Origin of the sequence: Caldicellulosiruptor diazotrophicus, from assembly GCF_017347585.1 — a bacterium.
Lineage (GTDB): Bacteria > Bacillota > Thermoanaerobacteria > Caldicellulosiruptorales > Caldicellulosiruptoraceae > Caldicellulosiruptor > Caldicellulosiruptor diazotrophicus.
The window spans coordinates 1-13,801 of the sequence record NZ_AP024480.1; the positions used below are offsets into that span (position 1 = coordinate 1).

Sequence of the window (13,801 nt, forward strand, 5' to 3'; positions counted from 1 at the left end):
ATGGTTGAATACGATGTTAATGAAGTGTGGGAAAAGGTAAAGGAGGCTGTGAAAAAAGAAATAAATCCAAGTCCGACAGATATATCATACAACACATGGTTTGAATCACTTGTACCTCTTTGTTTTGATGACAACGATACATTGATTTTAAAATCATTTGCAGATTTCCACAGAGATATAGTTATAAACAGGTATTCACTTGTTATCTTAAATGCTTTAAGGCAACTATTTTCACCGCATTTGAGCATAAAAGTAATTTTACCTGACGAGGTTGAAAAGTATAAAAGGTTTTTAAAACCAAAGCAAGACGAAAAAACAGAGATAGTAACACAGCTAAATCCTAAATATACTTTTGAAACGTTTGTTGTTGGGAATAACAACAGACTTGCACATGCTGCAGCACTGGCCGTGGCGGAAACACCACCGGGAGAAAGAACTTACAACCCACTTTTTATTTATGGTGGAGTCGGGCTTGGAAAAACTCATCTTATGCACGCAATAGGTCACCATGTTCTAAAGCTTTATCCAGGTACAAAGGTTATGTATGTTACATCAGAGATATTTACAAACGAGCTTATAGCCGCAATAAGAGACGAAAAAACAGATGAGTTCAGACTCAAATACAGAAACGTTGACGTTCTTTTAATTGATGACATTCAGTTCTTGGGCGGAAAGGAAAGAACACAAGAAGAGTTTTTCCACACCTTTAACACACTATATGAGGCAAACAAGAAGATAATACTTTCGTCAGACAGACCACCAAAAGAGATAAACACGTTAGAAGATAGGCTAAGGTCCCGCTTTGAATGGGGTCTTATAACAGACATTCAACCGCCAGACTTTGAGACGAGAATTGCAATCCTGAGCAAAAAATGCCAGCTTGAAGGAACTCCAGTTCCACAGCACATTTTAGAGTTTATCGCATCAAAGATTGAAACAAACATAAGAGAGCTCGAAGGTGCTTTAAATAAGATCCTGGCATATTCAAAGCTTATGGCACCTGACAAAGAGATAACATTAGATCTTGCCGAAAAAGCTTTGAAAGAATTCATTGACACAAACACAAAAAAAGAGATTACAATAGAAGATATCCAGGCAGAGGTTGCAAGCTATTTTGGTATTCGGCTTGAAGATTTTAAATCATCAAGAAGGTCAAGAAACGTAGCATTCCCGCGCCAGATAGCCATGTATTTAGCAAGGGAGCTTACAAACGTATCGCTTCCAAAAATAGGCGAGGCGTTCGGCGGAAAGGACCATACAACGGTACTTCACGCCTGTGAAAAAATTAAGGAACTTATCAACACAGATTCAAATACAAAAAATGCTGTTGAAACAATCAAAAAAAGACTTATCCACAGAGAATAATAACATGTGGATAACTTTGTGTGAATTTTAATTTTCACATGTGAATTTGGTTGAAAACTTTAAAATTTATCAACAGGGATATATACACCCAAAACCTTAAATTTCGCAAGTATTTGACGTTGTTATTAACTTATCCACAGCTATTACTGTGAATACTCCTAATAGATTTGTTTTATGGTGTACACATAAAACCCCCATATAAAAAAAGGAGGAAAAAAAATGAGGTTTGTTGTGGATAAAGAAGTTCTACAAGATAATATTTCCAAGGTAATATCTGCTGCAGCATCAACAAAGGTAACATCAATCTTAGAATGTGTATTAATTGAAGCTGAAGATAGGATAATATTTACCACAAACGACATGAAAATGCAGATGCAAACAGAATTTGAAGCAGAGATTTTAGAAAGAGGGGCAGCACTTTTAAAAGCAAAACTGTTTTCTGACATAGTCAAAAAACTGCCAAGCGGTGATGTAGAGGTTATAAAGGAAGAAAACGAGGTAAAAATCAGGAGCCAGAAGATAGAGTTTAGGCTTCCAAGCTTAGACCCGCTTGATTTTCCAAAGATGGACAGGAAGCCTTCTGAGAGTTTTTGCGAGTTTGTTGCGAGCGAGTTTGTCGATGCTGTTGATAAGGTAATATTTGCAACATCGAAGGATGAAACAAGACCGACATTTACAGGTGTATTATTCGAAAAAGAAGATGATGATTTTGTAAACCTTGTTGGTATGGACGGTCACAGACTTGCTATATGCAAGATAAAACCAGTTGCAGTTGAGGGAAATTTTTCGAAAATTGTACCTGCAGAGAACTTAGATGATATTACAAAGATAGTGGACATTGAAGAGCCAGAAAAGGTAAGAGTATCGTTTTTTGAAAACCAAGCAACATTTGAAATAGGTTCAACAACTGTAATACTTACACTTATTTCTGGAAAGTTTTTTGATTACAAAAGTGCAATCCCAACAGAGTATTCAACCAAAATTTCAATTTCATCTGATGTTTTAGAAAGTACACTTGAAAGAGCCTCTATTGTATCAAAAGATGAAAAAACTAATATCCAAGCTGTCATATTTGAGACAAACGGTATGATGTTTACAGTAAAGTCTATGTCTGCTGACGGAAGGTATGAAGAGGATGTGCTTTGTTCAGTTGAGGGTAAAGACATCAGAGTTGGATTTAATGTCAAGTATTTCATAGATGTTTTAAAAGAGCTTGAGGGAGAGATAAATCTGTTTATAACATCACAGACAAGCCCTTCAATTGTACAAAAGCCGGACGATCCTAACTACATCTACCTTGTTCTCCCTATAAAGATGCCAGAGTAAAGCCATTTTTTTAGAGGTTGTATGAGTATGAAGATAAAAAGCATTCACATTGAGAATTTTAGAGGTTACAAGGATAGATTTTTTGAGTTTAAAGATAAAATGAACTTAATTGTAGGAAATAACGCCTCAGGAAAGACTTCTCTTCTTGAGGCTCTATATTTTTGTATGTGTGGAAAATCTTTTAAAGGTAGAGATATAGATGCAATAAATTTTGATTCTTTCTATTTCAAGCTTGAGATGCTATCCGAGGTTGATGACATTGAGTATAACCTTTTTTGTTATGTAGATAGGAATTCAGATAAGAGAATAATGATAAATGGTAAGAAAATAAATAGACTTTCTGAGCTAATTAGTATCTTCAAATTTGTCTTTTTTGATCCAGATACAACAGAACTTATAAAACGTCAGCCAAAACTGAGGCGCAGGTTTTTGGATATGGAAGTTACAAAGCTTTACCCTTACATGACAAAGGTTTATTCAGAGTACCAGAAAGCACTTCTTTCGCGAAATGCGTTTTTGAAAAGTTATGATAAAAAGGATATAATAGATTTGTACGATACGCAAATAAGTCAGCTTGGATTTTTAATTTTTCAAAAACGGCAGGAGATTATAAATAAGTTATCCATTGAAGCTCAAAAGGTATTCAGTTATGTGTTTGAAAACAAATCAATGCTTGAACTTAAGTATATGCCATCAATTGTTGCTTCGGATAAGGAAGAGTATTACAAAGAGATGAAAAAGAGTATTGATAGAGATTTTAGTTTTGGTTATACAACAAAAGGTGTTCACAGGGACGACTTTGAGATTTTGATAGATAAAAAATCGGCAATAAATTTTGCGTCCGAGGGACAGATAAAACTTGCAGCAATCTCAGTTGTTCTTGCAACATCTCTTCTTTATCCAGAACCTGTGCTAATTTTAGATGATGTATTTTCTGAGCTTGATAAGTTTAAAATAAGAAATCTTGTAAAGTTTATAAGTCAATACCAGTCGTTTGTGACATCTGCAGAAGATTTACGTGCTTTTGAAAGAGAGGGAATTCTTGAGATTGGGAGTGCAAATGTGATTTTTCTTGAAAAGAATTTATAAAAAACTTTTGGGGATGTGTAGAGAATATGTTTGCTCACATTGGTGAGGATTATGTAATCAATAGCGCAGAACTTCTTGTAATACTGAGCTGGGATTCTTTTGTGCGTTCAGGCGACAATCTCAAAATATTAGAAAATCTAAAGATTAATGACAGGGTTGTGGTTATAAATGACGAAATAAAAAAGTCTATAATAATCCTTGAGGTTGATGGAAGAATGTATGGAATAATATCTCCTGTGTCACCGGGAACAATTGCAAAAAGGCTTTTGAACTTCAACCTCTATTTTAACAACTTTCTAAATCAGGATTGATTTTAAAAATTATCTTGTTGGCAGGTGAGATAAAAATTGGATAAGATAAATGTAAATTCACAGCAGTATTCAGCAAGTGAAATACAGGTTTTGGAAGGACTTGAGGCTGTAAGAAAACGTCCCGGAATGTATATAGGCTCAACCTCACAGAGAGGTCTTCACCACTTGGTATATGAGATTGTTGACAATGCAATTGACGAGGCAATGGCAGGGTTTTGTAAAAACATTGAAGTGGTGATTCACAAAGACAACTCTGTGACTGTTACTGACGATGGAAGAGGAATTCCAGTTGATATTCACCCAAAACTTCAAAAAAGCGGTGTTGAGGTTGTATTTACCGTTCTTCATGCAGGTGGAAAGTTCAATGAAAGAGTTTACAAGGTATCTGGAGGTCTTCACGGTGTTGGTGCTTCTGTTGTAAATGCTTTATCTCGGTACTTGGAAGTCGAGGTTTACAGAGATGGCAAGGTGTACTTTCAAAGATACGAAAGAGGAAAACCAACATGTGAGCTAAAGGTTATTGATACTACCGACAGGACAGGTACAAAAGTTACATTTTTACCCGATGATGAGATTTTTGAGACCATAGAATTTGACGGCGATGTAATTTTGCAGCGCCTACGTGAGCTTGCGTTTTTGAACAAAGGTATAAGGATAGTCTTTTTAGACGAAAGGGAAAAGAATGCAAAACCAATAGAGCTAAAATACGATGGTGGTATTGCTGAGTTCGTAAAGTTTTTGAACAGGAACAAGAAAGTTTTGCACCAGGAGCCTATATACATTGAAGGTGAGAAAAACAATATTCTCATTGAGGTTGCAGTGCAGTACACAGAAGATTTTGGTGAGAACATCTATTCATTTGCGAACAACATAGCAACCATAGACGGTGGCACTCACCTTATAGGCTTTAAAACTGCTGTTACAAAAGCTGTAAATGAATATGCAAAGAAGTATAACTTCATAAAAGGTGATACACAGCTTCTTGGTGAGGATATAAGAGACGGTATGACAGCTATTGTGTCTGTTAAAATTCACGAACCACAGTTTGAAGGTCAGACAAAAACAAAACTTGGGAATAGCGAGGCGCGCTGGGCTGTTGAAAATCTTGTTTCTGAAAGGCTGGCGGCTTTTTTAGAAGAAAATCCTGATGTGTCAAAAAAGATTATAGACAAGGCAATTTTAGCGGCAAAAGCGCGCGAAGAGGCAAAAAAGGCAAGAGAACTTGTAATAAAAAGAAAGTCTGCCTTAGATAGTTCAAACTTGCCTGGCAAGCTTGCAGACTGTTCAGAAAAAGACCCAGCTAAATGTGAAATATTTATAGTTGAGGGTGATTCTGCAGGCGGTTCAGCAAAACAAGGGCGTGACAGGCGCTATCAGGCAATCTTGCCTCTTTGGGGTAAGATGCTCAATGTCGAAAAGGCAAGCCAGGACAAGATTTATTCAAACGACAAGCTTCTTCCTTTGATTCAAGCACTTGGTGTTGGAATTGGAAATGACATAGACTTAAAAAAACTCAGATACCACAAGATAATTATAATGGCAGATGCTGACGTTGACGGGTCTCACATAAGAACTCTTCTTCTTACATTCTTTTACAGGTATATGAGACCTCTGATAGAAAACGGCCACATTTACATTGCCCAGCCACCGCTTTACAAGGTGACAAAAGGCAAGCAGGTTCGATATGCTTACAACGATAAAGAGCTTCAGAAGATTTTGCAGGAGATGAAAGATGCGCAGGTACAGCGCTTTAAAGGTCTTGGTGAGATGAATGCACAAGAGCTTTGGGAGACCACTATGGACCCTGCAAGAAGAATACTTCTTAGAGTTGAGCTTGAAGATGCTGTTATGGCAGAAGAGATTTTTACAATCCTAATGGGAGACAAGGTTGAGCCAAGAAGAGAGTTTATAGAGAAGAATGCTAAGTATGTAAGGAATTTGGATATATAAAGAAGAGATGTTTCAAAGTGGAAGTTGTAAAAAAATCTACTAAGAAGTTGTAAAACTGCCTGAAGAAACTCAGAGAGAAGTTTTGGATTTTATTGAATTTAAAAAATGAAATGGAAAAAATATAGAAGAAATAATTGATAAAGTTATTGAAGAAAATTACGAGATATTAAAGGAGTTAGCTTATAGTTGAATGGATAAAAAAGCAAGAGCAAAAGTGAACACTATAAAGGGAGGAAAAATTAAAGCATGGAAGAGCTCGATTTTAGGATAATTCCTGTTGAGATACAGGAAGAGATGAAAAAAAGCTATATAGACTATGCAATGAGCGTCATTGTATCTCGTGCTCTGCCAGATGTGAGAGATGGATTAAAGCCTGTTCACAGAAGAATACTTTATGCAATGAACGAGATAGGTCTTACACCTGACAAGCCTTACAGAAAATCTGCAACAGTTGTCGGGCATGTTCTTGCCAAATATCATCCGCACGGTGATGCAGCTGTATACGAAAGCTTGGTCAGAATGGCACAGGACTTTTCCATGCGCCATCCGCTTGTTGACGGGCATGGAAACTTTGGCTCGGTAGATGGAGACCCTCCGGCTGCTATGCGTTACACTGAAGCGCGTATGAGCAAAATTGCTATCGAGATGCTTCGCGACATTGAAAAAGAGACAGTTGATTTCATGCCAAACTTTGACGAATCGGCAAAAGAACCAAAGGTTTTACCATCAAGGTTTCCTAATCTTTTGGTAAATGGCAGTCAGGGCATTGCGGTTGGTATGGCAACAAACATACCGCCTCACAACCTTGCAGAAGTGATTGATGCAATTGTGTATATCCTTGACAATGAAAATGTAACCCTTGAAGATGTAATGAAGATAATCAAAGGGCCTGATTTTCCAACAGGTGGGTATATCATTGGCAAAAAGGGTATAAGGGATGCTTATTCAACCGGAAAGGGAAAAATCATTGTACGGGCGAAAACAACAATTGAGCAGACCTCCAAGGGAAAACAAAGAATAGTTGTTACAGAACTTCCTTACATGGTCAATAAGGCAAGGCTTATTGAAAAGATTGCCGAGCTTGTTCACGAAAAAAGGATAGATGGAATTTCTGATATAAGAGATGAATCTGATAAAGAGGGTCTGAGGATTGTAATTGAAATTAAAAAAGATGCAGATGCAAATGTAGTTTTAAAACAGCTTTACAAAAACACCCAGCTTCAGGACAGCTTTGGAATAATTATGCTTGCGCTTGTTGACAACCAGCCAAAAGTTTTGACGCTTATGGATATGCTAAATCTTTACATTGAACATCAAAAAGAGGTAATTGTTAGAAGAACAAAGTATGACCTCAAAAAAGCAGAAGAAAGAGCTCACATTTTAGAAGGGCTTAAAAAAGCTCTTGACCATATAGATGAGATAATTTCAATTATTAGATCATCCAAAACAGTAAATGAGGCAAAAGAAAGGCTCATTAGCAGATTTCAGTTTACAGAGGTCCAAGCTCAAGCAATTCTTGACATGAGACTTCAGCGCTTAACTGGCCTTGAGCGGCAAAAGATTGAAGAAGAGCTTGCAGAGCTAATCAAGATGATAGAGTATTACAAAAACGCGCTTGCAAGTGATGCGATGGTAAAGGAGATTATAAAAAAAGAGATTTTGGAGATAAAAGAAAAATACAAGGATGAAAGAAGGACAAAAATAGTTCAGGACGAACATGAAGACTTTGAGGAAGAAGAGCTGATTCAAGAGCAGGAAACTGTAATCACACTTACCCATTTTGGGTATATAAAACGTCTTCCTCTTGACACATACAAGAGCCAAAAACGTGGTGGCAGAGGCATCACGGGAATATCAACAAGAGAAGAGGATTTTGTTGAAGATGTCTTTGTCACAACAACACACCACTATATACTCTTTTTCACAGACAAAGGAAAAGTTTTTAGATTAAGAGCATATGAAGTACCCGAAGGTTCGCGCCAGGCAAAAGGCACTGCTATTGTCAACCTCATTCAGATTGGCAAGGACGAAAAGATTACAGCAACCATGGCTATAAAAGACTTTAAGGAAGGCTATCTTATGATGTGTACTAAAAACGGTACAATAAAGAAAGTGCTTTTAAGCGAGTTTGAAAATACAGGAAAGTCAGGCAAAAAAGCAATAACTCTTGCAGATGATGACAGTCTTGTTGATGTGAAGCTCACATCTGGCAATGATGAGGTTGTTCTTGTGTCAAGCAATGGCTATTGTGTTGTATTCAATGAAAATGATGTAAGAGTGATGGGAAGAACTGCCCAGGGCGTAAAAGGTATGACGCTGGAAGATGGTGATTTTATTGTTGGAATGGAAAAAGCAAGCGATGGAAAGTATCTTCTTTGCGTCACAGAAAACGGGTTTGGTAAAAGAAGCGAGATTGAAGAGTATAGAAAAACAAAGCGTGGTGCAAAAGGTGTTTTGACATATAAAGTTACAGAAAAGACAGGTAGAATTGTTGATATAAAGATGGTAAATGATGAGGATGAGATAATGCTTTGCTCAAGCAGCGGAATATTTATAAGACTTGAGATGTCACAAGTTCCTGTTCAGGGAAGAAATACACAGGGTGTTAAACTTATGCGAATTGATGGAGATAATATAAAAGTATCGTCAATTGCAAGGATAAAGGTAGATGAATAGAAAAAATTTTGTAATCTACAACATAAAGAAGCCACGGATAATTACACGAAAAATTATCTGTGGCTTTTTTTTAATTTATTAATTTTTGGTATCTTCGTTTTAGAACATCAATTGTTTTACTGAGGGTTACTTTTTTGTTAATTAAAAAGACAAAATATTTCAACAAATCCTTTTTAATTTCTGATATAGTATTAGTAGTTATGCAATTGACTTGTAAGAATAACAATTTAGTTTTTTGTTCGTTTTACTATTAAAAAAGTTAAAGGAAGTGTAGGGGATGATAAAAAAGTGTATTTTAGGGATGTTGGTTGCTTTGTTTATAATATCATCTTTTGGTATCCGTTTTGTTGTGTCAGATCAATCAAAACCCAAATATTTTCTGCAAAAAGTTGGGACTTTTAGCGATTTTAAAAAACTTGTTGATGAAGCACTAAGGAAAAATCCATACATGGGTTCAGGGGAAAACATGAATTTCAAATTAGCACCAGATTTAACTATAAACAGCAAAAATAAAGAAGATTTTGAGTCTTCTTATTCACAGACAAATGTGCAGGTTATGGGCGTTGATGAGGCTGATATTGTAAAGACAGATGGACGGTATATATATATTGCAAAACCATATCCAAAGATTAAGGATAATGGAATTGTTATTGTAAAAGCTTATCCACCTGAGGAAATGAAGGTTGTATCAAAAATTAAATTAAGCGATGAATTTTATCCGGAAGAATTTTATATTGATGATAAGTATCTTGTTATTATTTGTGTAAAGGAGAAAATTGTAGATAAAAAACCTGTTATCCAGAAAGATGTTTTTCCAGATATCGATTCAAAGAAAATAAAGGTTTATATTCCATACCAGTTATTGATAGAAACGTATTGTATTGTTTATGACATCTCTGACAAATCAAATCCTAAAGAAGTAAGGAGAGTCTCAATTGCAGGAAGATACCTGACATCGAGGAAAATAGGCACAAATCTTTACATCGTGACAGAAAAGCAATTCCCGTATGAAATTTACGCTAAAAAGACCTACTCTGAGCAAGATTTCAAACCATACTTTTCAGATAGTATTACAGGTGATTCAAAAAAGACATATATTGGCTTTGACAGAATAAAGTATATTCCGGATTTTATAAACTGCAGTATTACTGTTGTTGGAAGTTTCAATATTGAGTCAAAGAATGAAATTTGCGTTGAGTGTGTGCTTGGTGGAGGGAATATAGTTTACTGTTCGCAAGAAAATCTTTATCTGTGTTCTGAAGTAATAAAAAAAGTTTACTGGCCTGAAAAATGGGAAGATAATATAAAACCATGGTATTATTTTATAAGAAAAACAATGATTTGTAGATTTGAACTTTCAAAAGGGAAAGTTAATCTTATAGCAGCGGGGCTTGTCAATGGAAAAGTATTGAATCAATTTTCAATGGATGAGCAGGATAGTTATTTTAGGGTTGCAACAACTGGCGAAAGACCTTCTTTGTCTGAAGGAACCTATGACTGTTTTAATGCTGTATATGTTCTTGATAAAAACTTGAGAGTAGTTGGAAAGATAGATAACATTGCAAAAGGGGAGATAATATATTCAGCAAGATTTATTGGAAAAAGACTATATCTTGTTACCTTCAAAGCGCTTGACCCGTTTTTTGTGATAAGTCTTGAGAATCCTCAAAAACCTGAGATTTTGGGGTATCTGAAGATACCTGGATATTCGACATATCTTCATCCATATGACCAAAATCACATAATAGGATTTGGCAGGGATGCACAGGATTTAGATGAAAAATATGCAATACCTCTGGGACTGAAAATTGCAATGTTCAATGTTGAGGATGTAGAAAATCCAAAAGAGCTTTTCAAGGTCATAATTGGGGGCAAGGGTACTAACTCTGAGCTTCTTAATAATCACAAAGCGCTTTTGTTTGATAAGAATAAAAACATTTTTGCATTCCCTGTAGAGGTTTTTGAAAAAGGTAAAAATACATTTACGGGTGCATATGTATACAGCATTGATATGAGAAAGGGATTTGTTTTGAGAGGAAAAATATCTCACAGAATATCTGAAAAAGAGGTCTACAGGATTGACAGGCTTTTATATATTAACAATACCTTGTACACGATATCATACAAGATGATAAAAGCAAATAGGCTTGATAATTTAGATGAGGTTGCAAGTTTGAGTTTGGAGTAAATTATTAGTTAATTATTAAAATAATTAACTAATTTTACTATAATCGAAATAAAGTTGACCAAAGATGTAATATTTATAAATGACACGCATAAATTAAATAATATTAAGAGGTGCGAATACTACTGGGGTATGATAGAGAAAAATTAGCAAAAACAAAGAAAGCAATAGGTGGGCATTTTTATTGAAAATCCCACCTTTTGTTTATAAGAAGTGATGTCATCTCTTCTTTCTCATCACACCAACCACTTTTCCAACTATACGAAGTTCTCCTTCTTTAATATTGATTGGTTCATATTTGCTGTTTTCAGGAATAAGCAGGACTGTGCTTCCCATTTTGCAAAATCTTTTTACGGTTATTTCTCCATCAAGCCATGCAATAACAATATCTCTGTTTTCTGCAGTATTGCATTTTTGAACAATTGCAATGTCTCCGTCTTTTATATTTGCTTCCACCATGCTATCGCCCTTAACTTTGATTGCAAAATACCTTTCAGAGTCAGAAATAATAAAATTTGGCAAGGCGACCTTACCAATTGCCTCATCAGATGTTTCCACGGGCACTCCTGCTGAGACCTTTTCATACAGGTTTATCTTAAAAACATCTTCTGATTTTATCTCTATTGAGTGTCCATCTTGAACTAAGTCAATATGTCCTGTGTCAACTAATTTTCTAAGTCTATAAGTTTTCGACCTTCTGAAATCCATAACTTCATATTCTTCAATTTGAGAAGGAAGCATACTTATATCAAAGTGTGGAAAATCATCTACAATTTCAAATCTGCTGTCAAATATTAAAATGCTGTTTCCATCTGTCACAACTCCAAAAGAACATTTTGGAACCACATTCAAATAGCTTTTCAGCTGCTCTGCCCCCTGACCTATTCCGGAAAGATAGGGTTTTACCTCAAAAATGATAAATGGTACCTTTTCTTTATTTGAATCATACCTGAACACAACAACGTCCACAAATGCAGGTTTTGAAAATACACTTAGCTTGTACTCAACATCAATCAATTCTTCTGGGTATTTATAAGTTTCAATAAGTTCATTTATAAGCCACTGGCGAACCTCTTCTTCTTTGCAGTAGATATCTCTGATTTTGTTTATGTATTTGTAATCATCAATCCTTAGCTTGTAAAAACTGCGAAGACTACATTTAGAATCAATCCGAAGAAGTTTTGTATTCAACTCACTCAAAAATTTTGATGGTTTTCTTGAGCAGCACAGATACAGCCTTTCGTTTGCTCTTGTCATACCAACGTAAAAGAGCTTTTTGTCAGTTGTCTCTTGCAACTTTGCAACCTCACTGTCTTCACATGATGAGTATGGGATTATGTTGCTATTAAGTCCAATGATAAAAACCACTTTAAACTCCAAACCTTTTATAGAGTGCATGGTGATAAGTCTTATACCCTCTTCTTCAAAGTTTTCACCTGAGTCTGAGTTCAAAAATATGGCTTTTATTCCTTTTGAAGAAGCATAATTATAAAAAGACTCTAGATACCTTCTATTTTTACAAATTATTGCTATGTCTTTTAATTGAAATTCATATGCCAAGTTATTTGCAATTTCATTGCAAATAAACTCTGCTTCTTGTTCTTCGGTTTGGAAAATCTTTAGTACAGGCAAAGGCCCTTGCTTGTCTATTAAAGCAGGTTTTACAAAATTTTCATCTTCTATTATTTCTGGTGCCTTTTCTATTAAACTATATGCAAGGTTTGCAATCTGAACAGTTGTCCTGTAGTTTTTAGACAGTGTATAGCTTTTTCCTGTCATGTCAAATCCAATGCTCGCAAACGACCTTCCCCTGACAAGCCATGAATGGGTGTAAATGCTCTGGGCTGTGTCTGCAATGAACATTATGCTGGAATAGCTTTTTTCGGAGTTATAAAGAAGCTTTAAAATTTCTAATTGAACCTTTGTGAGGTCTTGACTTTCATCTATTATAATGTGCGTATATTTTGTAATTCTGTGTTCGTTTGCTTTCAAGTAATCCAGTACAATCAAAGCCATATCTTTAAAGTCAACAAGCCTATTTTCTTTTAAAAGCGAGGTATAAAGCTGCATGAGCTCAAATATAGCCTTTCTTGTTTCTGAATTCTTTGCTATCTTCTGAGGCATGTCTTTCTGATTTTGAACTGTTCTTCCTATCCTATCAGTGCTTTGATATTCCTCCAATTCTCTTATATTACATGATTTTATCCACTCAATCTCATCTAAAAGAAAATTGGCAAAAGAAAGGTCTATATACTGAACCTTTGGATATTTTTCTTTAATTTTAACAATTGCCTGATTTAAAAAATTATATTTTATTGCCTTGTTGTTGACAATCTCAAGATTTTCGCCAGAATATTCTTTGTATTCCTGAAAAAATCCGTAAATTATGCTGTCAATTGAAGCTATCTTAACCTTATCCTTGTTGTCATTTACCAGAGAATCAAATGAAATATATGCATCTTCCAACTTGTTATAGAGATATTTTAAATAATTTACCAGCGTTTTATTAAAAGTTACCATTAGAATCTTGTCATCGGGCGCAAAGCAATATTCATTCAGAAGATAGACTAATCTATATATTGCAACAGTTGTTTTTCCTGAGCCTGCAACACCTTTTACAAGCATATGCCCGTTTGGCTTTGCCTGAGATAGCTTCTTCTGCTCAATGTTCAAATTCACCAGAATTACCCCCAGATAAAAACAAACGTTTTTATTTTTGATATTATTATAAACCAATTTTGTATTCTTTGCAAACAAAATCCATAGCAAGAAAGGAATATTGCTAATGAAAAGAAAAAAATCATTTCAATTTTGCAATTTATACAATTTTGAGAATAACAATAAATAAAAATTTGTTTATTAATTTGTGTTTATAAGTCTTTTCACAATGGTATTAATA

General features: G+C 35.1%; 8 protein-coding genes. 7 read left to right on the forward strand and 1 reads right to left on the reverse strand.

Going from position 1 to position 13,801, the window contains the following annotated elements; translation table 11 throughout:
- The 7 genes from dnaA (at position 1) to CaldiYA01_RS00035 (ending at position 10,905) form a co-directional block, all read left to right on the forward strand.
- On the forward strand, positions 1-1,365 hold the full coding sequence (dnaA, locus tag CaldiYA01_RS00005; protein ID WP_207180087.1) for a chromosomal replication initiator protein DnaA: 1,365 nt from the start codon (positions 1-3) through the stop codon (positions 1,363-1,365).
- Between the two features lie 219 nt (positions 1,366-1,584).
- Complete coding sequence (dnaN, locus tag CaldiYA01_RS00010; protein ID WP_207180089.1) at positions 1,585-2,691, forward strand: DNA polymerase III subunit beta; 1,107 nt, start codon at positions 1,585-1,587, stop codon at positions 2,689-2,691.
- Between the two features lie 27 nt (positions 2,692-2,718).
- Positions 2,719-3,780 (forward strand): DNA replication/repair protein RecF, encoded by a 1,062-nt coding sequence (gene recF / locus CaldiYA01_RS00015; protein WP_207180098.1) that lies wholly within the window; start codon positions 2,719-2,721, stop codon positions 3,778-3,780.
- A 26-nt stretch (positions 3,781-3,806) separates the two neighbouring features.
- The gene (locus tag CaldiYA01_RS00020) at positions 3,807-4,091 is read left to right on the forward strand and encodes an extracellular matrix/biofilm biosynthesis regulator RemA family protein (RefSeq protein WP_207180100.1); all 285 of its coding nucleotides are present in this window, start codon (positions 3,807-3,809) and stop codon (positions 4,089-4,091) included.
- 36 nt (positions 4,092-4,127) lie between these two features.
- On the forward strand, positions 4,128-6,041 hold the full coding sequence (gene gyrB / locus CaldiYA01_RS00025; RefSeq protein WP_207180102.1) for a DNA topoisomerase (ATP-hydrolyzing) subunit B: 1,914 nt from the start codon (positions 4,128-4,130) through the stop codon (positions 6,039-6,041).
- Between the two features lie 246 nt (positions 6,042-6,287).
- Positions 6,288-8,717: a DNA gyrase subunit A gene (gene gyrA, locus CaldiYA01_RS00030; RefSeq protein WP_207180104.1), complete on the forward strand. Its 2,430-nt coding sequence runs from the start codon at positions 6,288-6,290 to the stop codon at positions 8,715-8,717.
- A 277-nt stretch (positions 8,718-8,994) separates the two neighbouring features.
- Positions 8,995-10,905, forward strand: a complete 1,911-nt coding sequence (locus tag CaldiYA01_RS00035) for a beta-propeller domain-containing protein (RefSeq protein WP_207180106.1) — start codon at positions 8,995-8,997, stop codon at positions 10,903-10,905.
- 216 nt (positions 10,906-11,121) lie between these two features.
- Here CaldiYA01_RS00035 and lexA read toward each other — a convergent pair whose 3' ends face one another.
- Positions 11,122-13,581: a transcriptional repressor LexA gene (gene lexA, locus CaldiYA01_RS00040; RefSeq protein WP_207180115.1), complete on the reverse strand. Its 2,460-nt coding sequence runs from the start codon at positions 13,579-13,581 to the stop codon at positions 11,122-11,124.
- Positions 13,582-13,801 lie beyond the last annotated feature (220 nt).

Coding starts and splice junctions, on each gene's coding strand:
- dnaA (WP_207180087.1), top strand. CDS start 1: ATGGTTGAATACGATGTTAATGAAGTGTGGGAAAAGGTAAAGGAGGCT.
- dnaN (WP_207180089.1), top strand. CDS start 1,585: ATGAGGTTTGTTGTGGATAAAGAAGTTCTACAAGATAATATTTCCAAG.
- recF (WP_207180098.1), top strand. CDS start 2,719: ATGAAGATAAAAAGCATTCACATTGAGAATTTTAGAGGTTACAAGGAT.
- CaldiYA01_RS00020 (WP_207180100.1), top strand. CDS start 3,807: ATGTTTGCTCACATTGGTGAGGATTATGTAATCAATAGCGCAGAACTT.
- gyrA (WP_207180104.1), top strand. CDS start 6,288: ATGGAAGAGCTCGATTTTAGGATAATTCCTGTTGAGATACAGGAAGAG.
- CaldiYA01_RS00035 (WP_207180106.1), top strand. CDS start 8,995: ATGATAAAAAAGTGTATTTTAGGGATGTTGGTTGCTTTGTTTATAATA.